Genomic DNA, 21,784 nt, shown 5'->3' with positions numbered 1-21,784 from the left:
CGGCTGGCGAGCATGAAGTTCCTGCTGGCGAGCGCCTTCATGATCATCGGCCTGGCCAATGCCAGCGGGTTGCAGGCCAGCAGCGAACCCCGGCAGTTGTTGGCGCGCTCGGTCAGTGCTGCCGCGCCGCTGGCGCTCTCGGCCGAAGACCGCCAGTGGCTGCAGCAGCACCGGCAACTGGTGCTGGGCAGCTCGCGGCCGGACTACCCGCCCTTCGAGATCAATGTCAGCCCCCGTGACTACGAAGGCCTGAGCGCCGATTACGCCGGCCTGATCGGCGAGCAGCTTGGCATTGGCATCGAAGTGCGCCGTTTTGCCAGCCGCCACGAGGCCATCACTGCCCTGCATGAGGGGCGCATCGACCTGCTGGGCAGCTCCAACGCCTTCGAGGCAGCAGACGCCCACCTCAGCCTGAGCTCACCCTATGCCGACGACCTGCCGGTGGTCGTGACCCGGGAGGGGCGCAGCCTGAAGGCCACGCCCGACCTGGCCGGCCTGCGCCTGGCCATGGTTGATCACTACCTGCCCGCCAATACCGTACGCAGCCTGTACCCCAAGGCGCAACTGAGCCTCTACCGCTCCACCCTGGCCGGGCTGGCCGCTGTCGAACTGGGCGAGGCCGACGCCTACCTGGGCGACGCCATCAGTACCGACTTCATGATCGGCAAAAGCTTCCAGGGCACGTTGAAGATCGACCACTTTTCCCCGGCCGCCCCCGAAGCGTTCGCGTTCGCCCTGTCCAGCGACAACCTGCACTTGCGCCAGCTGGTCGACAAGGCACTGGCCCGCATCAGTGAAAGCGAACGGCTGAACATCCTGCGCCGCTGGAGCGGTGGCAATACCAGCCTGTTGTTGCAGCGTCACCTGACGGCCCTCAGTGCCGAAGAGGAAACCTGGATTGCCGAGCACCCGGTGGTCAACGTGCTGATCAACACATCACTGGCGCCCTTGACCTTCAACGACGCCCAGGACAACGCCAACGGCATCACCCTGGATCTGCTCAAGCAGATCGGCTTGCGCACCGGGTTGCAGTTCAAGACCGTTGAAAGCACATCGGCCTACCACATGGTCGAGCGGCTGAACCAAGGTGATGCGCTGATGATCGGCGCCTTGGGCTACGGCGCAGACCGCGCCAGGCAACTGCGCTACACCCGGCCTTACCTGGTCAGCCCAAGGGTGTTGGTCACCCGCAGCGACATCACCGCACCCGCCCCTTTGAAGGCCCTGGACGGCCAGCGTATCGCGGTGGTCAAAGGCTCGCCGCAACGCGCCTTGCTGCAGCAACGCTACCCGCAGGCCCGCCTGGTCGAGGTGGACAACCCGCTGGGCCTGATGGAGGCCGTGGCCAATGGCCGTGCCGACGTCGCCCTGAGCAACCACATCAATGCGGCGTACTACATCAGCCATGTATTCAAGGACCGCCTGCGCATTGCCAGTGTGCTCGATGAAGACCCGGCCCTGGCCGCCTTCGCCGTGGCCGCCGACCAGCCCCAGCTACAGGCCATTCTCGACAAGGCGCTGCTGAGCATTCCGCCTGAAGAACTGGCCCAGTTGATCAACCGCTGGCGCACCAGCTCACTGGTCAGCGACAGCCCCTGGCGCGACTACCGCACCCTCGCCCTGCAAGTGCTGGTGCTGTCGGCGCTGCTGCTGGCCGGCGTGGTGTTCTGGAACAGCTACCTGCGCAAGCTGATCAACCAGCGCACCGAGGCGCAACATGCCCTGCAGGACCAGCTGGCACTGAGCCGCGGGCTGCTGGAGCAACTGCGCCAGGCCAAGGACGACGCTGAACAGGCCAGCCAGACCAAAAGCACGTTCCTGGCCACCATGAGCCATGAAATCCGCACCCCGATGAATGCCGTGATCGGTTTGCTGGAACTGGCGCTGGAGGACTGCCGTAGCGGCCGCAGCGATATCCATACGCTGCAGACGGCCCATGATTCAGCGCTTGGCCTGCTGGAACTGATTGGCGACATTCTCGATATTTCCCGGATCGAGTCCGGGCACATCACCCTGCAACCCGTGCCCACGGACCTGCGCGAACTGGTGCGCGCCACCTTGCGCGTGTTCGAAGGCAACGCCCGGGCCAAGGGCCTGCACCTGCACGGCGAACTGCCCGCTGAACCGGCCTGGGTGCTGGCGGACCCGCTGCGGCTCAAGCAAATCCTGTCGAACCTTATCAGCAACGCCATCAAGTTCACCGACCGTGGCGAGGTGCAGGCCAGCCTGCTTCTGCCGGTTATCGCCGGCCATGACACGTTGCCGGTGGAGCTGGATGTGCGCGACACCGGCATCGGTATCAGTCCTGCCGACCAGGCCCGCCTGTTCAATGCCTTTGTCCAGGCCGACGGCCCCAGGGCCCGCCAGGGCGCAGGCTTGGGCCTGGTCATCAGCCGCACGCTTGCCGAGCTGATGGGCGGCACGCTGAAGCTGCAAAGCGTCGAAGGCGTCGGCACCCGGGTGCAAGTGAACCTGCAACTGCCCACCTGCGCGCCCCCGGCAGCCGTGCCCGAGGACCCGGCCCAACTGGAAAACAGCGACGGCCCTTTGAATGTGCTGATCGTCGACGACTACCCTGCCAACCTGCTATTGCTGGAGCGGCAATTGCACACCCTTGGGCACCAAGTGAGCCTGGCGCAGAACGGTGAAGTCGCCTGGGGCCGCTGGCAAGCGGGGCGCTTCGATGTGGTGATCACCGATTGCAGCATGCCGGTCATGGATGGCCATGAACTCACCCGGCGCATTCGCCAGTTCGAGGCCGAGCGCAGCCTGCCCAGGTGCCGGATTCTGGGCATCACCGCCAATGCCCAGGCCGAGGAACGTACCCGCTGCCTGGCCAGCGGGATGGACGTTTGCCTGTTCAAGCCGATAGGTTTGCGAACCCTCAAAGCCCACCTGCCCCAGGCCCGCCCACCTGCGCCAACAGCCCGCCCGGGCGGCTTGAACCTGGATGAGCTACGCCACCTGACGCAGGACGACGCGCAGCTCACCAGGCATTTGCTCGAGCAACTGTCGATCAGCGTTGGTGAAGACCTGGCGGCCCTGCATGCGCTGGCGGCGGACGCGCCCGAAGAGGCGCTGCGTGCCTTGGCCCACCGCATCAAGGGCGGTGCCAAGATGATCAGGGTACGCACCGTGGTCCAGGATTGCGAAGCGATCGAAGCGGCCCAGGCGCAAGGCTCGCCGACCGACGAGCCGCGCGCACGGCTGCAAGCCAGCCTGCAGGCCCTGCTGGACGATATGCGTGCTGCGCTCAATGCAATTGCAGGGTCGAACTGATCTGGCTGATGGCATCGACCACGTGCCTTGAGCCTTGCTGAATCTCCATGATCACCGTGCCGGCTTCATTGGCCAGCGCCACGCCATGGCCGGTGCGGTTCAGGCTTGACTGCATGCTGGCCACAGCCAGCAGCGACAGGTCGTGGTTCTGCCGCACCACATCGACGATTTCCAGGGTAGCCTTGCTGGTGCGCGCGGCCAGGTTGCGCACCTCGTCGGCGACCACGGCAAAACCGCGCCCGTGTTCGCCGGCACGGGCGGCTTCGATGGCCGCATTCAGCGCCAGCAAGTTGGTCTGGTCGGCGATACCACGAATGGTCAGCACAATCTGCCCGATCACATCCGACTGTTTGCTCACCGCATCGATGCTGCGCGCTGCGTCGTTGAGCTCCACGGAAATCTGCTCGATCACCTGCACGGTCTGCTGTACCACTTCGGTGCCTTTGCGCGCGCAGGCATCGGTCTGCACCGAACTGGCATGGGCCGCATCGGCGGCACTTTGCTGGGTACAGACCTGGTCGGTGATGTCGCTGGCGAACTTGACCACCTTGTACAGGCGGCCCTTGCTGTCGAAAATCGGGTTGTAGGAGGCTTCCAGGTACACCGTCTGGCCTTGCTTGTTCACCCGCTCGAAGCGGTGCGAGTGGTATTCGCCACGGTTCAGCGAGGCCCAGAACTGGCGGTACTCAGCCGACTCACGCTCGTGCGGCAGGCAGAACAGGCCATGGTGGCGGCCTACCACCTCGTCGAGGCGGTAACCCATGGTGTCCAGGAAATTCTGGTTGGCCTTGATCACCCGCCCTTGCGGGGTGAACTCGATCACTGCCATAGCGCGGCTGATCGCCTTCAGCAGGCTTTCGCTTTCATGCTCAAGGGCGACGCGCTGACTGATGTCGGACGCCACCTTGATCACGCTGCTGACTTGGCGCTGGGCATCCAGCACGGGCATGTAGCTGGCCTCCAGCCAGACTTCACGGCCGGCCTTGTCGACGCGCTCGAACGTGCCGCTGATGGCCTTGCCCTGGCCGAGCTCATGCCACAGTTGCTGGTACTCGGCGCTCTGGGCGTAGCCCGGCTCACAGAACAGCCGGTGGTGCTGGCCGCGCAGCTCTTCAGCGCTGTAACCCATGGCCTGGCAGAAGCGTTCGTTGGCGTCGAGAATGGTGCCATCCGGGGCGAATTCGATCATTGCCATGGAGCGACTGATGGCAGCCAGTTTGGCCTGTGCGTCGGCCAATGCCTGATGGCTGCGCTGGATCTCGACCAAATCGGATTTGCGATGGAAATCGAACATGACGCCGGGCCTCCTTTATGCGCGGTTTCATGAGCATAGATGGCCGTATGCGCGGTGCAAGCACAGTGCCATCGCTTTGTGATTACTCCATTTCTGTTACGCCGGCAGGCCGCCAGGGCGTGGTCAACGCCATTGCACAGGCGAGCGAATCAGCTACTTTCCCGCACCATCAGCTCAAAACCCAGGTCCTGTTGGGCACTGGCCACCCGTTTGCCGTCCAGCAACGCGAGCAAGGCCTGGGCCGCGCCCCGACCGACGGCAGCCCGCGGGGTACGGATAGACGTGAGGCGCGGCACCATGTGCGCCGAAGCCGGCAGGTCGTTGAAGCCCACCATGGCCACCTGGCGAGGCACCTCCACACCTTGGCGCAACGCCTGCAAGACAGCGCCCTGGGCCAGGTCGTCGTTGCAGAAGAAGATGCCATCCACATCCGGGGCCTGCTGCATCAGGCGGCTGAACAGTGTGCTGCCCAAGGCAATCGAAGAAGGCTCCGGGGCCAACACTTCCAGTTCCGCAGCGTGCAGGCCCGCCTCGGCCAGGGCCTGGCGGAACCCCTCGGCCCGCTGCATCACCCGCGGGTCGAGCTGCGCGGCTATGAATGCCAGGCGCTTGCGCCCGCGCTCGATCAGATGCCGCGCGGCAGCCCGCCCCGCCTGCTCCTGGGAAAAACCGACCGATACTGCCCCCGGCTCGCCCTTGAGCTCCATCATGTGCACGCAGGGTACGCCGCTGGCGGCCAGCATCTGGCGGGCCGCATCGCTGCGCTCGAACCCGGTCAGCAACATCCCGCAGGGCTGATAGGCCAGGTAATTGCGGATCAGGTTCTCTTCTTCGGCCAGGTCATAGTGATAGTTGCCGATCAGCACCTCGAGCCCACGCGGGCGCATGACGTCGTGGATGGCCTCCAGGGTGTCGATGAACAGCTGGTTGGACAGCGACGGGATCAGCACCACGACAGACTGGCTGCGCGCCGAGGCCAACGCCCGGGCCGCAGGGTTGGCCACGTAGCCCAGGCTAGCGGCGGCAGCCATGACCTTTGCGGCCAGCTCTGGCGCAACCGTGCTCACGCCGCGCAGCGCGCGCGAAGCGGTGATCGGGGAAACCCCGGAAAGCCTGGCCACTTCAGCCAGGGTAGGACGACCTGTGGTACGGGAGCCGGTGCGAGACATGGATGTTGTAATTTTACTACTTGCAAGGATGGGGAACGGCCACTAAGGTAGCGCTGTCTCAGGATGCAGGCAATGTAATCTTTGGTAGCTGCCGCTACACGCGTGCTGCCAGGCGTCCATACTGCGTAAGGACAAGACCAATAACACCGGGGAGGTGGCTGTTCGTCAGCGACGAGACAGCGCTACCTCACCCCGCAGGAGGTACTGATGAATTCTCCCCTGTCCGCCATCGTGGTGATGGGCGTGGCCGGTTGCGGCAAAAGCTGCATCGGTGCTGCCATCGCTGCCCGAAGCGGCGGTCGCCTGATCGAAGGCGACGCTTTCCACCCTGCCGAAAACATCCGCAAGATGAGCGCGGGCATCCCCCTGGACGACGCCGACCGCGCCGGCTGGCTGGTGCGCCTGGGCGAAGAGTTGCAAGCCATCAGCCAGGCCGGCGAACGCCCGATCCTGACCTGCTCGGCGCTCAAACGCCGCTACCGCGAAACCCTGCGCCAGGCCATGCCTGGGCTGGTGTTCGTTTTCCTCGAACTGTCGGCTGCCGAAGCCGAAAAGCGCGTGCTGGCACGCCCTGGGCATTTCATGCCGGCCAGCCTGATCGACAGCCAGTTCGCCGCCCTGGAATCGCCCCGTGGCGAGCCCCTGACCCTGGCCCTGGACGCTACCCAGCCCATCGAAGCCTTGGCCGAAGCGGTAGACCGCTGGCTAAAGCGCTGCGGTGAGCAGGGCCTGGCGCAGACCGCCTGACCCAGCGGTTTACCGGCTCACCAAAGACAGCGCTACCCGAGCCCGCGAAAGCGCGGAAAGTTCCCAAAACGCTACGCCAAAACAACGATAAGACCGAGGCCTTGAAACCATGTTCGGACTGGCTACTGATACCTTCCTGTTGCTCGACGCGCTCGTGACGATCGTCGGGCTGATCCTGCTGATCACCCACTTCAAGGTTCACCCCTTCGTCGCCCTTACCCTGGCGGCCGGCTTTCTGGGCCTGACCTCCGGCATGCCGGTGGCCAAGGTCATGAAGTCGTTCCAGGACGGCTTTGGCGGTGTGCTGGGCTTTGTCGGCATCGTGCTCGCCCTGGGCACCATGCTTGGCAAACTGATGGCCGACTCCGGCGGCGCCGACCAGATCGCGCAAACCCTCATCCGCGCCTTCGGCAAGAAGAACGTGCACTGGGCCATGATGTTCGCCGCTTTCCTGGTGGGCATTCCGCTGTTCTTCGAAATCGGCTTCGTGCTGCTGATTCCACTGGTGTTCATCGTGGCCCGGCGCTCCGGGGTTTCACTGGTGAAAATCGGCATTCCATTGCTGGCCGGCCTGTCGGTCGTGCACGGCCTGGTACCGCCGCACCCGGGCCCGTTGCTGGCGATCGGCATCTTCCACGCCGACATCGGCAAGACCATTTTCTACGGCCTGATCGTGGCGCTGCCTACCGCCATCATCGCCGGCCCGCTGTTCGGTAACTTCATCTCCCGCTACATTCCCGGCAACCCGTCGCAGGAGCTGATGGACCAGATCGCCAAGGAGTCCGACCAGGGCAACCTGCCGAGCTTCAGCATCACCCTGATCACCGTGCTGCTGCCGGTGGCCTTGATGCTGCTGAAAACCTTCGCCGACGTGGTGCTGCCTGCCGAGCACATCGTGCGCCAGTGGATGGACCTGATCGGCCACCCGATCACCGCCCTGCTCGCTGCCTTGCTGCTGGCCTTCTACACCTTTGGCTCGGCCCGCGGTTTCAACCGCCAGCAAATCATGAAAATGCTCGACCAGAGCCTGGCGCCAACCGCTGCGATCGTGCTGATCGTCGGTGCCGGCGGCGGTTTCAAGCAGATGCTGGTGGACACCGGGGTGGGCAACGTGATCGGGCAAATGGCCGTGCAAGCGGAAATTTCGCCGATCCTGCTGGCCTGGCTGGTGGCGGCGGTGATCCGTATCGCCACCGGTTCGGCCACCGTCGCGACCATCACCGGCGCGGGTATCGTGGCACCGGTGATCGACCTGGTACCGGGGGTGAACCGTGAGTTGCTGGTGCTGGCCACCGGCGCCGGGTCGCTGATCCTGTCGCATGTCAACGACGCCGGCTTCTGGCTGGTGAAGCAGTACTTCAACATGACCGTGGCCGAAACCTTCAAGACCTGGAGCATGATGGAGACGATTCTTTCCATCGTCGGCATCATCTTCATCATGTTGTTGTCGCTGGTGGTGTAACCGCTGATCGGAACAATGAGCGCAACAATGGCACGTTAGCGCCACGGGTGGGGCCGAAAAGGAGTACGCCCCACCCGACGCAATGGAGACTGCCATGAACCGCTCAAGCGTGCTGCTGATTGCCCTGCTCGCCTCGCCACTGGCGCTTGCCGCCGGCACTGGCCCGACCTACCCCGACGACCCGCACAACAACGCGCCGCAACCCGGCGTGGACAGCACCCTAAACCCGATCGAAAAACCCATGCCGCGGGATACCGACCCACGCATCAAGGGCAATGACCCGGACAGCCCGCCCGCCCAGCAGGACGACAATCGTGACTTGCCAGGCATGGACGGCACAGGGTCCGAAGGGACCGGTGGCGGCGACGCAGGCGGCGCTGGCGGCAGCCAACGCTAAGCCCGTGGCAGCGGGCCCTGGCACCGGCTTCGGGTGCAGGCCCGCACCGTCGATTCACCACCCGCTGATCCCGACCTATCATTCAGCGTGATAATACATTTCGGCCCGTTCGATTCGTGCCTCTCGCGCAAGACACTCACACTCCGCCCATCACTAATACATTGGCGGAGTTCTCCATGGATCAATCACTCAAACCCTTGCGCTTCCCCCTCGCAGCCCTGGCTGTGGTGGTGATCAGCGCTTGCGGCCGAACCCCCGACGCCGTCCAGGCTCCCGCCGCGCCGAAGGTCACCGTGGCCAAGGTGATCGAGCAACCGATCAATGAATGGGACGAGTTCACCGGCCGCCTCGAAGCCCCGGAAACCGTCGAGGTGCGCCCGCGGGTGTCCGGCCAGATCGACCAGGTCGCCTTCACCGAGGGCGCCCAGGTCAAGAAAGGCGACCTGCTGTTCCAGATCGACCCGCGCCCGTTCCAGGCAGAAGTCCGCCGCCTTGAAGCCCAGTTGCAACAAGCCAAGGCCACCGCCATCCGCAGCGCCAATGAAGCCCGCCGTGGTGAGCGCCTGCGCGACAGCAACGCCATTTCCGCCGAGCTGGCCGAATCGCGCAGCAGCGCCGCTGCCGAAGCCCGGGCCGGGGTCGACGCCATCCAGGCACAACTGGACCTCGCCCGCCTGAACCTCAGCTTTACCCGGGTTACCGCGCCGATCAGCGGCCGGGTCAGCCGCGCCGCGTTCACGGCCGGCAACATCGTCAGCGCCGACGTGACCCCGCTGACCAGCGTGGTCTCCACCGACAAGGTCTACGCCTACTTCGACGCCGACGAGCGCGTGTACCTCAAGTACACCCAGCTGGCGCGCGAGGGCCAACGCGGCCAGAGCACCCCGGTGTATCTCGGCCTGACCAATGAAACCGGCACCCCTCACCTGGGCCAGATGAACTTCGTCGACAACCAGGTCAACCCGCGCACGGGCACCATCCGTGGCCGCGCCGTGTTCGACAACCGCGACGGCCAGTTCACCCCCGGCCTGTATGCCCGGCTGAAGCTGGTGGGCAGTGCCCAGTACGACGCGGTACTGATCAACGACGAGGCCGTGGGCACCGACCTTGGCAAGAAGTTCGTGCTGGTCATGGACAAGGACAACAAGGCCGCCTACCGCGCCGTGGAACTGGGGCCGAAACTCGAAGGCCTGCGTATCGTGCGCAGCGGCTTGGGCAAGGACGACCGCATCGTGGTCAAGGGCCTGCAGCGCGTACGCCCGGGTTCGCCGGTGACGCCGCAGGAAACCCAGATGGCCAGCGAGCAGACCCTCGCCGCCCTCGCCCAGCAGCGCCAGGCCCTGGAGGCCAGCAACCCGGCGCCCAAAGTGGCGGGCAACAACGTGAAAAACGCCAGCGCCCAGGCGCCACGCGGTTAAGGGACCAGACCGATGAACTTCTCCAAATTCTTCATAACCCGGCCGATCTTCGCCGCCGTGCTGTCGCTGGTGCTGCTGATTGCCGGCTCGATCTCGCTGTTCCAGTTACCCATCAGCGAATACCCCGAGGTAGTGCCGCCAACCGTGGTGGTACGCGCCAACTTCCCGGGTGCCAACCCGAAAGTCATCGGCGAAACCGTGGCTGCGCCGCTGGAGCAAGCCATTACCGGCGTGGAGAACATGCTGTACATGTCTTCCCAGTCCACCGCTGACGGCAAACTGACGCTCACCATCACCTTCGCCTTGGGCACCGACCTGGACAACGCTCAGGTGCAGGTGCAGAACCGCGTCACCCGCACCCAGCCCAAGCTGCCGGAAGAAGTGACCCGCATCGGTATCACCGTCGACAAGGCCTCGCCCGACCTGACCATGGTCGTGCACCTGACCTCGCCGGACAACCGCTACGACATGCTCTACCTGTCCAACTATGCCATCCTCAATATCAAGGACGAGTTGGCACGCCTTGGCGGCGTGGGTGATGTGCAGCTGTTCGGCATGGGCGACTACTCGCTGCGCGTCTGGCTCGACCCGAACAAGACCGCCTCGCGCAACCTCACCGCCAGTGACGTGGTCGCAGCCATTCGCGAACAGAACCGGCAGGTCGCCGCCGGCCAGTTGGGCGCCCCGCCCGCCCCAGGTTCGACCAGCTTCCAGTTGTCGATCAACACCCAGGGCCGCCTGGTCAACGAGGAAGAGTTCGAGAACATCATCATCCGCGCCGGCGCCGACGGCGAAATCACCCGGCTGAAAGACATCGCCCGGGTCGAGCTCGGCTCCAGCCAATATGCCCTGCGCTCGTTGCTGAACAACCAGCCGGCAGTGGCACTGCCGATCTTCCAGCGCCCAGGCTCGAACGCCATCGAGATCTCCGACGAAGTACGGGCAAAAATGGCCGAGCTGAAGAAGGACTTCCCCGAAGGCATGGACTACAGCATCGTCTATGACCCGACCGTGTTCGTGCGCGGCTCCATCGAGGCGGTGGTGCACACCCTGTTCGAAGCGCTGGTGCTGGTGGTGCTGGTGGTCATCCTGTTCCTGCAAACCTGGCGCGCCTCGATCATCCCGTTGCTGGCGGTGCCGGTATCGCTGATCGGCACCTTTGCGGTCATGCACCTGTTCGGCTTCTCGCTCAACGCGCTGTCATTGTTCGGCCTGGTGCTGGCCATCGGTATCGTGGTGGACGACGCCATCGTGGTGGTGGAAAACGTCGAGCGCAATATCGGCTTGGGCCTCAAACCCCTGGAGGCGACGCAGAAGGCCATGGCCGAAGTGACCGGGCCGATCATCGCCACCGCCTTGGTCCTGTGTGCGGTGTTCGTGCCTGCTGCCTTCATTTCCGGCCTGACCGGGCAGTTCTACAAGCAGTTCGCTCTGACCATCGCCATTTCCACGGTGATCTCGGCATTCAACTCGCTGACCCTGTCACCGGCGTTGGCTGCCGTGCTGCTCAAGGAACACCATGCGCCCAAGGACCGTTTCTCGCGGGTACTGGAAAAACTCCTGGGCAGCTGGCTGTTCGCCCCGTTCAACCGCTTTTTCGACCGTGCCTCGCACCGCTACGTGGGCGGCGTGCGCCGGGTCATTCGCTCCAGCGGCATCGCCTTGTTCGTGTACGCCGGCCTGATGGGCCTGACCTACCTGGGTTTCTCGTCTACCCCCACCGGCTTCGTACCGGCCCAGGACAAGCAATACCTGGTGGCCTTCGCCCAGTTGCCCGACGCCGCCAGCCTCGACCGCACCGAGGCGGTCATCAAGCGCATGAGCGAAATCGCCCTCAAGCAACCTGGCGTGGCCGACTCGGTCGCCTTCCCTGGCCTGTCGATCAACGGCTTCACCAACAGCCCGAACAGCGGCATCGTGTTCACCCCACTCAAGCCGTTTGACGAGCGCAAGGACCCAAGCCAGTCGGCTGCCGCCATCGCTGCCGCGCTCAATGCCCAGTTCGCCGACATTCAGGACGCCTACATCGCGATCTTCCCGCCACCGCCGGTACAAGGCCTGGGCACCATCGGCGGCTTCCGCCTGCAGATCGAAGACCGCGGCAACCTGGGCTATGAAGCCCTGTACAAGGAAACCCAGAACATCATTGCCAAAAGCCACGAGGTGCCGGAGCTGGCGGGCCTGTTCACCAGCTACCAGGTCAACGTGCCGCAGGTCGATGCCGCCATCGACCGGGAAAAGGCCAAGACCCATGGCGTGGCGATCAGCGACATCTTCGACACCCTGCAGGTCTACCTGGGCTCGCTGTACACCAACGACTTCAACCGCTTTGGCCGCACTTACCAGGTGAACGTCCAGGCTGAGCAGCAGTTCCGCCTCGATGCCGAGCAAATCGGCCAATTGAAGGTGCGCAACAACCTGGGCGAGATGATACCGCTGGCGACCTTCCTCAAGGTCAGCGATACCTCCGGGCCGGACCGTGTGATGCACTACAACGGTTTCATCACCGCTGAAATCAACGGTGCCGCAGCCCCTGGCTACAGCTCCGGCCAGGCCGAGGCGGCCATCGAAAAACTGCTGAAAGCGGAACTGCCCAACGGCATGACCTTCGAGTGGACCGACCTGACCTACCAGCAGATCCTCTCGGGCAACACCGCGCTGTTCGTGTTCCCGCTGTGCGTGCTGCTGGCCTTCCTGGTACTGGCTGCCCAGTACGAAAGCTGGAGCCTGCCGCTGGCCGTGATCCTGATCGTGCCGATGACCCTGCTGTCGGCGATCACCGGTGTGATCGTATCGGGTGGCGACAACAACATCTTCACCCAGATCGGGCTGATCGTGCTGGTGGGCCTGGCGTGCAAGAACGCGATCCTGATCGTCGAGTTTGCCAAGGACGAACAGGCCAAGGGCCTCGACCCGCTGGCTGCCGTGCTGGAAGCGTGCCGCCTGCGGCTGCGGCCGATCCTGATGACCTCCATCGCCTTCATCATGGGTGTGGTGCCGCTGGTGTTCAGCTCGGGTGCAGGCTCGGAAATGCGCCATGCCATGGGTGTGGCGGTGTTCTCCGGGATGATCGGCGTGACCGTATTCGGCTTGTTCCTCACCCCGGTGTTCTTCTTCCTGATCCGCCGTTTCGTCGAGCGTCGCCAGGCCCGCAAGGCCGAACGCGTGCAAGTGCTGGAGAACCACGCATGAACCTGCTCAAACCCCTGACGCCAAGCCTGCTGGCCCTGGCCCTGGCCGCCTGCGCGGTCGGCCCGGACTACCAGGCCCCCGCCACCGCACCTGCCCAGCTGGGCGCTGATGCGCAGGCCAAGGCCTATGACCGCAGCCACTTTGAAAGCTTGTGGTGGAAGCAGTTCGACGACCCGGTACTGAACCAGCTGGTGCAGGCTTCGTTGACCGGCAACCGGGATCTGCGCGTGGCCTTCGCCCGCCTGAAGTCGGCCCGCTCGATCCGTGAAGACGCCGAGAACGACCCGTTCCCGGTGGTCACCAGCCGTGCCAGCAGCGATATCGGCAAAGGCCAGGTTCCTGGCCAGACCGAGCAACGGGTGAACAGCGAACGCTATGACCTGGGCCTGGACATGGCCTGGGAGCTGGACCTGTTCGGCCGCATCCAGCGCCAGATCGAAGCCAGTGAAGCGCAGGAAGCGGCCGCTGCCGCCGACCTGCAGCAGTTGCAGGTCAGCCTGATCGCCGAACTGGTCGATGCCTATGGGCAATTACGCGGTGCACAGCTGCGCGAGAAGATTGCCCTGGCCAACCTCAAGACCCAGCAGCAATCGCGCAGCATCACCGAAACCCTGCGCGACGCCGGGGTCGGCAACGACCTCGACGTGGTGCGCGCCGATGCCCGCCTGGCCGGGGTCGAAGCGACCGTGCCGCAACTGCAGGCCGAACAGGCCCGGGCGCGGCATCGCATCGCCACCCTCCTCGGCCAGCGCCCCGACGCCCTCAGCGTAGACTTGTCGCCCAAGGCGCTGCCGGCCATCGCCAAGGCGCTGCCGGTGGGCGACCCCGGCGAACTGCTGCGCCGCCGCCCGGACATTCGCAGCGCCGAACGCCAACTGGCAGCCGCCACGGCCAACGTCGGCGTCGCCACCGCCGACCTGTTCCCGCGGGTCAGCCTCAGCGGTTTCCTGGGCTTTACCGCCGCGCGCGGGTCGCAGCTCGGCTCATCGGCGGCCAATGCCTGGGCCTTGGGCCCCAGCATTACCTGGGCGGCGTTCGACCTGGGCAGCGTGCGGGCCCGCCTGCGCGGGGCCAAGGCCGACGCCGAAGGCGCCATGGCCAATTACGAGCAACAGGTGTTGCTGGCACTGGAAGAGTCGGCCAACGCCTTCAGCGACTACGCCAAGACCCAACAACGGCTGCTGTCGTTGATGCGCCAGAGCGAAGCCAGTCGCCAGGCGGCGCAACTGGCCTCGATTCGCTACCGCGAGGGGACCGTGGACTACCTGGTGCTGCTTGATGCCGAACGCGAACGGCTGAGTGCCGAAGATGCGCAAGCGCAAGGCGAGGTCGAGCTGTACCGCGGCATCGTTTCCATCTACAAAGCCCTGGGTGGCGGCTGGCAACCGCAGACCGTGGCCAGCGCGCACTGACCCCAGGCACGACCATGGCCTGTGGCGCTACACCGCTGCAGGCCGTTAGCGCAGTATGGCGTGGTCATGGTCGATGTCGGGCACAGGCACCTGCCCGCGTTGCACGACCAGCCACTCGCGCATGCGCTCGGTGTCGAATATCTGCCCCTCATCCATCATCGCCAGGATCAGCGACTGGGACATTCGGTAACACCCGCATTGGGAACAGCGCCGCTCCTCCCATCCAAGGGTGCATTCGACGGATTCCGCGTGCCCTGCGCAAATCAGACAACTCATGTTAGCCCCCTTTCTTGTTCTTCCGTGGAGGTGATGGAGGTAGTGCAGTAGGTGGAGACTGGACTCCCGACTAACATGGGATATTCATGCCAACTTGAAAATTCCGTACCTTTAGTCTGGAAAGTTGCGAGCAAGATCACAGGGCCAACCGCCCGCGCTCGACCGCATACACAAGCTTTCCTTCCCGTTGGCTACTCCCGACACCCCAGCATCATGAGCAGTGCTAAATCATTAGTGATTTATCTTCAATATCATTCATGTAGGGACCCTGCCTAGAATACGGCCTGAACACGGACATCACGTCGCTCGCGCCATGGCAATAGTTGCCTGCTTGCACTACCCAACGGCACGAGCGAGGCACCAGGACACCCTACAACATGGCCTACGCACCGCAATTCACTGTGCAGCGCATCGCCTTCGACGAGCACTACCAGCCCGGCGAAAACACGCGCATCACCACCAATTTCGCCAACCTGGCGCGGGGGGAAAACCGCCAGGAAAACCTGCGCAACACCTTGCAGATGATCGACAACCGCTTCAACGCCCTGGCGCACTGGGACAATGCTTATGCAGACCGTTACAGCGTAGAGCTGGATATCATTTCGGTGGAACTGCACCTGCACAGTGCACAGCGCGGCAGCGGCCTGCCGCTGATCGAGCTGTTGCAGACCCATATCGTCGACCACACCACCAACCGCCGTATCGACGGCATGGTCGGTAACAACTTTTCCTCGTACGTGCGGGACTACGACTTCAGTGTGTTGTTGCTGGAACACAACAAGGGTCGGCCAAGCTTCAGCACGCCGGACAACTTTGGCGAACTGCATGGCAAGCTGTTCAAGTGCTTCATCAACTCGGCCACCTACAAGGCGCACTTCGACAAGCCGCCGGTCATCTGCCTGAGTGTGTCGAGCAGCAGGGTTTACCACCGCACTGAAAACCAGCACCCGGTGCTGGGCGTGGAGTATCACCAGAACGACCACTCGCTGACCGACGAGTACTTCAGCAGGATGGGGCTCAAGGTGCGCTACTTCATGCCGCCCGGCAGCGTGGCGCCATTGGCCTTCTACTTTGCCGGTGACCTGTTGGCCGACTACAACGACCTGGAGCTGATCAGCACCATCAGCACCATGGAAACCTTTCAGAAGATCTACCGCCCCGAGATCTACAACGCCAATGCGGCAGCCGCAATGGCCTACCAACCGAGCCTGCAGCACCAGGACTATTCGCTTACACGCATTGTCTACGACCGCGAAGAGCGCAGCCGCCTGGCGCTCGAACAAGGCAGGTTTGCCGAGGAGCGCTTCGTCAAACCGTACCAGGCCACCCTGGAGCAATGGTCCGCTCAATACGCCGGCTGATCACCTCAACGCACAAGGTAACCGCTGATGAACACGCTACTTCCCACCTCCACTGCCGGCAGTTGGCCCAAGCCTTCCTGGCTGGCGGAGCCTGAAACACTCTGGTCACCCTGGAAGTTGCAGGGCGCGCAGCTGGCCGAAGGCAAACAGGACGCCTTGCGCCTGGCTTTGCAGGAACAGCAGCACGCGGGCATCGATATCGTCAGTGACGGCGAACAGACCCGCCAACATTTCGTGACCACGTTCATCGAACACCTGAGCGGGGTCGATTTCCAGCAACGCCAGACCGTGCGCATTCGCGATCGCTACGACGCCAGCGTGCCCTCGGTGGTGGGTGCTGTCGCGCGACAGGCGCCGGTGTTCGTCGACGATGCAAGGTTCCTCCGCCAGCAAACTGCCCAGCCAATAAAGTGGGCGCTGCCGGGCCCCATGACCATGATCGACACGCTGTATGACAGCCATTACAAAAGCCGGGAAAAACTGGCCTGGGAATTTGCCAGGCTACTCAACCAGGAAGCCCTGGAACTGGAAGCGGCGGGCGTCGATATCATCCAGTTCGACGAACCGGCGTTCAATGTGTTCTTCGATGAGGTCAACGACTGGGGCGTGGCCGCCCTGGAGCGCGCCGTTCAAGGGCTCAAGTGCGAAACCGCGGTGCACATCTGCTATGGCTACGGGATCAAGGCCAACACCGACTGGAAACAGACCCTGGGGGCGCAATGGCGGCAATATGAGCAGGTGTTCCCGACGTTGCAGCAGTCGAGCATCGATATCATTTCGCTGGAGTGCCACAACGCCCATGTGCCGATGGAACTGCTTGAGCTGATTCGGGGCAAGAAGGTCATGGTCGGTGCCATCGATGTCGCCAACATTGCCATCGAAACGCCCGAAGCCGTGGCCGACACCCTGCGCAAGGCGTTGCAGTTCGTCGACGCCGACAAACTCTACCCCTGCACCAACTGCGGCATGGCCCCACTGCCGCGCGCGGTCGCCAGCGGCAAGCTCAAGGCGTTGAGCGCCGGGGCTGCCATCGTACGCAAGGAACTGACCGCCCACGCGGGTTGAGGTGTGAACCGCCTGCCTGGCCTGGCCGGCATGGCGGTACGCACCAACTCGGTTCAAAAAACGCGGCTGCACACCAGGCGCCCTGTTTTGATGCATGCCGGCCGGTCAGCCGGCCGCCACCTCACCCCGCCTGGACCAGGCGCCGCCCAGCAAAACCGCTGCCCACCGCCCATTCCCTGGCCTGCCCGGCACTGCACCGGGTTTTCGGCACTTTCATTGCAACGCTGGTTGGTGAACGGAATGCACCCGCCACCCAACGCGACCGAGGCTGAAGACACCCCCGCTTACTAGCTAGGCAGCACCCTGAAAGACGCAGATGAACGGCAATGAAGCTGCCGGTAACGGCGGCAAGGAGTGGGTATGTCCCGGGCTTTTTTCAATGAAATGTACGACGCGAACGGCAGCTGCCGCCCGCACTACCAGGAGTTCGCCCGCTGGCTGGCGAACACCCCGCTGGAGCTGCTGGAGCAGCGCCGGCGCGAGGCCGACCTGCTGTTCCACCGCGCCGGTATCACCTTTACCTTGTATGGCGACAAACAGGACACCGAGCGGCTGATCCCCTTCGATATCATCCCGCGCAGCATCCGCGCCAGCGAGTGGCGTACGGTCGAGCGCGGCTGTATCCAGCGCGTGCAGGCCCTGAACCTGTTCCTGGAAGACATCTACCACGACCAGCGCATCCTCAAGGCCGGGATCATCCCGCCAGAGCAGGTCCTGGCCAACGAGGGTTATCAGATCGCCATGCAGGGCCTGGACCTGCACCGGGGCCTGTATGCGCACATCGCCGGCGTGGACCTGGTGCGCGATGGCGATGGCAGCTATTTCGTGCTGGAAGACAACCTGCGCACCCCCAGTGGTGTCAGCTACATGCTCGAAGACCGCAAGATGATGATGCGCCTGTTCCCCGAGCTGTTCGCCGCCCAGCGCATCGCGCCCATCGACCACTACCCCAACCTGCTGCTGGACACGCTCAAGAGCGCCAGCCCGCTGGATAACCCCACTGCTGTGCTGCTTACCCCAGGGCGCTTCAACAGTGCCTATTTCGAGCATGCCTTCCTGGCCCGCGAAATGGGCATCGAGCTGGTCGAAGGCGCCGATCTGTTCGTGCGCGACGAGCATGTGTACATGCGCACGACCGCCGGCCCGCAACGGGTCGATGTGATTTACCGCAGGCTGGACGACGACTACCTCGACCCCCTCTCGTTCAACCCCGACTCGATGCTGGGCGTGCCCGGCCTGATTTCGGTGTACCGCGCCGGCAACGTAGTGCTGGCCAACGCGGTGGGCACCGGCGTAGCCGACGACAAGTCGATCTACCCCTATGTCGCCGACATGATCCGCTTTTACCTGGGCGAGGAGCCGATCCTCAACAACGTACCGACGTGGCAGTGCCGCAAACCGGCCGACCTGTCCCATGTACTGGCCAACCTGCCCGAGCTGGTGGTCAAGGAAACCCAGGGCTCTGGCGGCTACGGCATGCTGGTCGGGCCGGCCGCCACTGCCGCGCAGATCGAGGACTTCCGCGCCCGCATCAAAGCGCGTCCTCATGCCTATATCGCGCAACCGACCTTGTGCCTGTCCACCTGCCCGACCTTCGTCGACAGCGGCATCGCGCCGCGGCATATCGACCTGCGCCCGTTCGTACTGTCGGGCAGCGAAACCCGCCTGGTGCCAGGCGGCCTGACCCGCGTGGCGCTGAAGGAAGGCTCGCTGGTGGTCAACTCGTCACAAGGTGGCGGTACCAAAGACACCTGGGTGGTGGAGGACTGAACCATGCTTTCTCGAACTGCTTCTGATCTGTACTGGATGTCCCGCTACCTGGAACGTGCGGAAAACCTGGCGCGCATGCTCGAGGTCAGCTACTCGCTGTCACTGATGCCGCAGGCGGGGCGCAGCGACGGCCATGCCGAACTGGCCATGTCACTGTTGGCCTCGGGCACGCTCGACGACTACATCCGTCGCCACGCCGAGCTCGACACCGAGCGCATGCTGCATTTCTTCGCCCTCGATGCCACCAACCCCGGCAGCATCTACTGCTGCCTGCAGGCGGCCAGAACCAACGCCCATGCAGTGCGCGGGCGGATAACGGCGGACATGTGGGAGAACATCAACGCCACCTGGATCGAAATGCGCAACATTGCCAGCAACGGGCTGGGCCGCTACGGCATCAGCCAGTTCTGTGACTGGGTCAAGGAGCGCTCGCACCTGTTCCGCGGGGCCACCTCCGGTACCATCATGCGCAACGATGCCTACAGCTTCATTCGCCTGGGCACTTTCCTGGAACGGGCCGACAACACCCTGCGCCTGCTCGATGCGCGCTATGAAATGTTCGGCGAGGCCTCCGACGAGGTCAGCGACGACTCGGCCAGGGGGTTTTACCAGTGGAGTGCCTTGCTGCGCGCCCTGACCTCCTACGAAGCCTTCAATGAAATCTACCGCGCCGCGCCCAGTGCCGGGCCGGTTTCCGAATTGCTGTTGCTGCGCGTCGACGTGCCGCGCTCGCTGCATGCCTGTATCGAGGAGCTGGACCAGATCCTGGCCGGCCTGCCTGGCAGTACCGGGCGAGCGGCCCAGCGGCTGGCCGCCGAGCTCAACGCGCGGCTGCGCTATACCGCCATCGACGAAATCCTCGACGCCGGGCTGCATCCCTGGCTCAGCGATTTCATCGGCCGCGTCAACCAACTGGGCCAGGCGGTCCATCACTCCTACCTGGAGGTTGTATGAAACTGTCCATCCGCCACGACACCACCTACAGCTACGCCAGTGATGTGTCCAACAGCATTCAGTTCCTGCGCCTTACCCCGCGCAGCAGCGAACGCCAGCGCATCGTCGAATGGCAACTGGACCTGCCTTGCAAGGTGAAGAGCCAGATCGACCCGTACGGCAACATCCTGCATGTGCTGACGCTGGACAAGCCCCATGGGCACCTGGCCCTCACTGCCAGCGGCCAGGTCGAAATCGACCCGGCCTGCGAACAGGAGGCAGCCTGCCAGTCACCCCTGCCGTTCTTGCGTGGCAGCCACCTGACCCTGGCCGATGACGCGCTGGTGGCCTTCGCCGCCCAGCAATGCGGCACGCACCGTGACCGCGCCGCATTGATCGACCTGATGCAGGGGCTGGCCGAGCGCATGCCCTACAGCCCAGGGGCGACCTCCGTCGGCACTACGGCCAGCGAAGCGTTCAATGCCGGTGCGGGCGTGTGCCAGGACCATACCCATGCCTTCCTGGCCTGCGCCCGTAGCCTGGGGGTGCCGGCCCGCTATGTTTCCGGCTACCTGTGCACCGAGGATGAACAGCACCTGGCCAGCCATGCATGGGCCGAAGCCTGGGTCGACGATGCCTGGTACAGCTTCGACATCACCAACCGCCTGACCCGGCCCGAGCGGCACCTGAAGCTGGCCGTGGGCCTGGACTACCTCGACGCCTGCCCGGTCAGGGGCGTGCGCCGCGGGGGTGGCACCGAGTCCATGCAAGCCAGTGTTCACGTGCATCGCCAGTGACGCCTGGCCCTCAAGCCAGCCTTGCTGCGCGCCTGCAGCAAGGCCACTACCTCTGCCACACAAGGGAACTTGCATGACTTACTGTGTCGCCATGCACCTGCAAGACGGGCTGGTTTTCATCAGCGACTCACGCACCAATGCCGGTATCGACCAGATCTCCACCTTTGCCAAGTTGTTCGTCTTCAGCGTACCCGGTGAGCGCCTGATCGTGCTGCAGACGGCGGGCAACCTGGCAACCTCGCAGTCAGTGGTCAACCTGCTGCAGCAACGCAGCCAGGGCAGCGGCCCGCACCTGCTGAATGTCGCCACGCTCTACGATGCCACCGTGCTGGTGGCCGATACCCTGCGCGAGGTGGTGTGCCGCGACCGCAGCAAGCTGACTGCCGGTATCGACCTGAGCAGCTCGTTCATCGTCGGTGGCCAGATTGCGGGCGGGCCGATGGCGATCTACAACGTCTATGCCCAGGGCAACTTTTTCCAGGCCACGCGCGACACGCCTTTCCTGCAGTTGGGGGAAAGCAAATACGGGCGGCCCATACTCGACCGCAACCTGGAGTACCGCACCCCGCTGGATGAGGCGCTGCGCTGTGGCCTGATCTCGTTCGACTCCACCATCCGCAGCAACCTGTCGGTAGGCATGCCCCTGGACTTGCTGGTGTACCGAGCCGATGCCCTGGAGGCACCGCAGCCCATCCGCATCGCCAGCGACGATGCCTATTACCAGCAGATTCGCCGGCAGTGGGGCGAAGGCCTGAAAACCTTGCTGGCCGAACTTCCGGCGCCGCCGTACGGCTGATGGGGGAATGGCCAGGAAACCCCGCCGCCAGGCCCGCCTTCTTCGCGGACACGCAGCCACCACCGACCAGTGTAGGAGCGGGTTTACCCGCGAATGCGGTGGCGGCTGCAACGGCGAATGGCCAGGAAATCCCGGCCAGCAGGCCCGGCCTCTTCGCGGGTGAACCCGCTCCTACATCGGGCTTCGTGATCCGCGGATATGTAGCCACTACCGACCAATGTTGGGAATGCGGCGGGGCTGTCACGGCGAATGGCCAGGAAATCTCGCCAGCAGGCCCGCCTGTTCGCGGTTGCCCCCCACAAAAGGCCTCGTCGGTCCACGGACACGTAGCTACCACCGACCAGCGTAGGAGCGGGTTTACCCGCGAATGCGGTGGCGGCTGCAACGGTGAATGGCCAGGAAACCCGGCCAGCAGG

Annotated in this window: 15 protein-coding genes and 2 pseudogenes; 13 read left to right on the top strand and 4 right to left on the bottom strand. The window is 64.2% G+C overall.

What is annotated here, in order from left to right:
• Nucleotides 1-12: 12 nt before the first annotated feature.
• Nucleotides 13-3,279: a transporter substrate-binding domain-containing protein gene (locus GYA94_RS04845; RefSeq protein ID WP_161891888.1), complete on the top strand. Its 3,267-nt coding sequence runs from the start codon at nt 13-15 to the stop codon at nt 3,277-3,279.
• Here GYA94_RS04845 and GYA94_RS28625 read toward each other — a convergent pair.
• The 3 genes and pseudogenes from GYA94_RS28625 to gnuR all read right to left on the bottom strand — a co-directional run.
• Nucleotides 3,254-3,685: pseudogene (locus tag GYA94_RS28625) on the bottom strand (methyl-accepting chemotaxis protein); the annotation flags it as partial. The gene GYA94_RS04845 and the pseudogene GYA94_RS28625 overlap by 26 nt on opposite strands.
• Before the next feature lie 105 nt (nt 3,686-3,790).
• Nucleotides 3,791-4,573, bottom strand: a pseudogene (locus GYA94_RS28620) (PAS domain-containing protein); the annotation flags it as partial.
• Nucleotides 4,574-4,722: 149 nt separating this feature from the next.
• A complete protein-coding gene (gene gnuR, locus GYA94_RS04835; RefSeq protein ID WP_110679290.1) occupies nt 4,723-5,742 on the bottom strand; it encodes a transcriptional regulator GnuR in 1,020 nt (339 codons plus the stop codon).
• 207 nt (nt 5,743-5,949) lie between these two features.
• On the opposite strand from gnuR, the gene GYA94_RS04830 reads away from it, so the two are divergent.
• The 6 genes from GYA94_RS04830 to GYA94_RS04805 all read left to right on the top strand — a co-directional run bounded on the left by GYA94_RS04830 (nt 5,950) and on the right by GYA94_RS04805 (nt 14,370).
• Nucleotides 5,950-6,489, top strand: coding sequence for a gluconokinase (locus tag GYA94_RS04830; RefSeq protein ID WP_161891887.1), 540 nt, complete (start codon nt 5,950-5,952; stop codon nt 6,487-6,489).
• A gap of 109 nt (nt 6,490-6,598) precedes the next feature.
• Nucleotides 6,599-7,951, top strand: a complete 1,353-nt coding sequence (locus tag GYA94_RS04825; RefSeq protein ID WP_054905444.1) for a GntP family permease — start codon at nt 6,599-6,601, stop codon at nt 7,949-7,951.
• A gap of 94 nt (nt 7,952-8,045) precedes the next feature.
• Entirely contained in the window at nt 8,046-8,348 is a 303-nt protein-coding gene (locus tag GYA94_RS04820; RefSeq protein ID WP_161891886.1) for a hypothetical protein, read from the top strand.
• 176 nt (nt 8,349-8,524) lie between these two features.
• A complete protein-coding gene (mexE, locus tag GYA94_RS04815) occupies nt 8,525-9,766 on the top strand; it encodes a multidrug efflux RND transporter periplasmic adaptor subunit MexE (RefSeq protein WP_161891885.1) in 1,242 nt (413 codons plus the stop codon).
• Nucleotides 9,767-9,778: 12 nt separating this feature from the next.
• On the top strand, nt 9,779-12,958 hold the full coding sequence (locus tag GYA94_RS04810) for an efflux RND transporter permease subunit (protein ID WP_161891884.1): 3,180 nt from the start codon (nt 9,779-9,781) through the stop codon (nt 12,956-12,958).
• The gene (locus tag GYA94_RS04805) at nt 12,955-14,370 is read left to right on the top strand and encodes an efflux transporter outer membrane subunit (protein WP_161891883.1); all 1,416 of its coding nucleotides are present in this window, start codon (nt 12,955-12,957) and stop codon (nt 14,368-14,370) included. Before GYA94_RS04810 ends, GYA94_RS04805 begins: the two co-directional genes overlap by 4 nt.
• Before the next feature lie 45 nt (nt 14,371-14,415).
• On the opposite strand, the gene GYA94_RS27610 is transcribed toward GYA94_RS04805, so the two are convergent.
• Nucleotides 14,416-14,553 carry a hypothetical protein gene (locus GYA94_RS27610; protein WP_166524972.1) on the bottom strand — a complete coding sequence of 46 codons (138 nt, stop codon included), beginning with the start codon at nt 14,551-14,553 and terminating at the stop codon, nt 14,416-14,418.
• Nucleotides 14,554-15,023: 470 nt separating this feature from the next.
• Between GYA94_RS27610 and GYA94_RS04800 the strand changes: the two genes are divergently transcribed.
• From GYA94_RS04800 to GYA94_RS04775, 6 genes are all read left to right on the top strand, one after another.
• Nucleotides 15,024-16,007 carry a DUF1852 domain-containing protein gene (locus GYA94_RS04800; protein ID WP_161891882.1) on the top strand — a complete coding sequence of 328 codons (984 nt, stop codon included), beginning with the start codon at nt 15,024-15,026 and terminating at the stop codon, nt 16,005-16,007.
• A 27-nt stretch (nt 16,008-16,034) separates the two neighbouring features.
• Complete coding sequence (locus GYA94_RS04795) at nt 16,035-17,072, top strand: methionine synthase (protein ID WP_161891881.1); 1,038 nt, start codon at nt 16,035-16,037, stop codon at nt 17,070-17,072.
• A gap of 360 nt (nt 17,073-17,432) precedes the next feature.
• Nucleotides 17,433-18,842 carry a circularly permuted type 2 ATP-grasp protein gene (locus tag GYA94_RS04790; RefSeq protein WP_029885140.1) on the top strand — a complete coding sequence of 470 codons (1,410 nt, stop codon included), beginning with the start codon at nt 17,433-17,435 and terminating at the stop codon, nt 18,840-18,842.
• A gap of 3 nt (nt 18,843-18,845) precedes the next feature.
• Nucleotides 18,846-19,796, top strand: coding sequence for an alpha-E domain-containing protein (locus GYA94_RS04785; RefSeq protein WP_009682316.1), 951 nt, complete (start codon nt 18,846-18,848; stop codon nt 19,794-19,796).
• Entirely contained in the window at nt 19,793-20,572 is a 780-nt protein-coding gene (locus GYA94_RS04780; RefSeq protein ID WP_161891880.1) for a transglutaminase family protein, read from the top strand. Before GYA94_RS04785 ends, GYA94_RS04780 begins: the two co-directional genes overlap by 4 nt.
• A 73-nt stretch (nt 20,573-20,645) precedes the next feature.
• On the top strand, nt 20,646-21,368 hold the full coding sequence (locus GYA94_RS04775) for a proteasome-type protease (protein ID WP_029885142.1): 723 nt from the start codon (nt 20,646-20,648) through the stop codon (nt 21,366-21,368).
• Nucleotides 21,369-21,784 lie beyond the last annotated feature (416 nt).

Source organism: Pseudomonas juntendi, from assembly GCF_009932375.1.
Lineage (GTDB): Bacteria > Pseudomonadota > Gammaproteobacteria > Pseudomonadales > Pseudomonadaceae > Aquipseudomonas > Aquipseudomonas juntendi.
This window is presented reverse-complemented; position numbering and strand designations above follow the sequence as displayed.

Excerpts from the sequence above, each read along its gene's own strand:
- GYA94_RS04845 (WP_161891888.1), top strand. The coding sequence starts at position 13 with ATGAAGTTCCTGCTGGCGAGCGCCTTCATGATCATCGGCCTGGCCAAT.
- gnuR (WP_110679290.1), bottom strand. The coding sequence starts at position 5,742 with ATGTCTCGCACCGGCTCCCGTACCACAGGTCGTCCTACCCTGGCTGAA.
- GYA94_RS04830 (WP_161891887.1), top strand. The coding sequence starts at position 5,950 with ATGAATTCTCCCCTGTCCGCCATCGTGGTGATGGGCGTGGCCGGTTGC.
- GYA94_RS04825 (WP_054905444.1), top strand. The coding sequence starts at position 6,599 with ATGTTCGGACTGGCTACTGATACCTTCCTGTTGCTCGACGCGCTCGTG.
- GYA94_RS04820 (WP_161891886.1), top strand. The coding sequence starts at position 8,046 with ATGAACCGCTCAAGCGTGCTGCTGATTGCCCTGCTCGCCTCGCCACTG.
- mexE (WP_161891885.1), top strand. The coding sequence starts at position 8,525 with ATGGATCAATCACTCAAACCCTTGCGCTTCCCCCTCGCAGCCCTGGCT.
- GYA94_RS04810 (WP_161891884.1), top strand. The coding sequence starts at position 9,779 with ATGAACTTCTCCAAATTCTTCATAACCCGGCCGATCTTCGCCGCCGTG.
- GYA94_RS04805 (WP_161891883.1), top strand. The coding sequence starts at position 12,955 with ATGAACCTGCTCAAACCCCTGACGCCAAGCCTGCTGGCCCTGGCCCTG.
- GYA94_RS27610 (WP_166524972.1), bottom strand. The coding sequence starts at position 14,553 with ATGTCCCAGTCGCTGATCCTGGCGATGATGGATGAGGGGCAGATATTC.
- GYA94_RS04800 (WP_161891882.1), top strand. The coding sequence starts at position 15,024 with ATGGCCTACGCACCGCAATTCACTGTGCAGCGCATCGCCTTCGACGAG.
- GYA94_RS04795 (WP_161891881.1), top strand. The coding sequence starts at position 16,035 with ATGAACACGCTACTTCCCACCTCCACTGCCGGCAGTTGGCCCAAGCCT.
- GYA94_RS04790 (WP_029885140.1), top strand. The coding sequence starts at position 17,433 with ATGTCCCGGGCTTTTTTCAATGAAATGTACGACGCGAACGGCAGCTGC.
- GYA94_RS04785 (WP_009682316.1), top strand. The coding sequence starts at position 18,846 with ATGCTTTCTCGAACTGCTTCTGATCTGTACTGGATGTCCCGCTACCTG.
- GYA94_RS04780 (WP_161891880.1), top strand. The coding sequence starts at position 19,793 with ATGAAACTGTCCATCCGCCACGACACCACCTACAGCTACGCCAGTGAT.
- GYA94_RS04775 (WP_029885142.1), top strand. The coding sequence starts at position 20,646 with ATGACTTACTGTGTCGCCATGCACCTGCAAGACGGGCTGGTTTTCATC.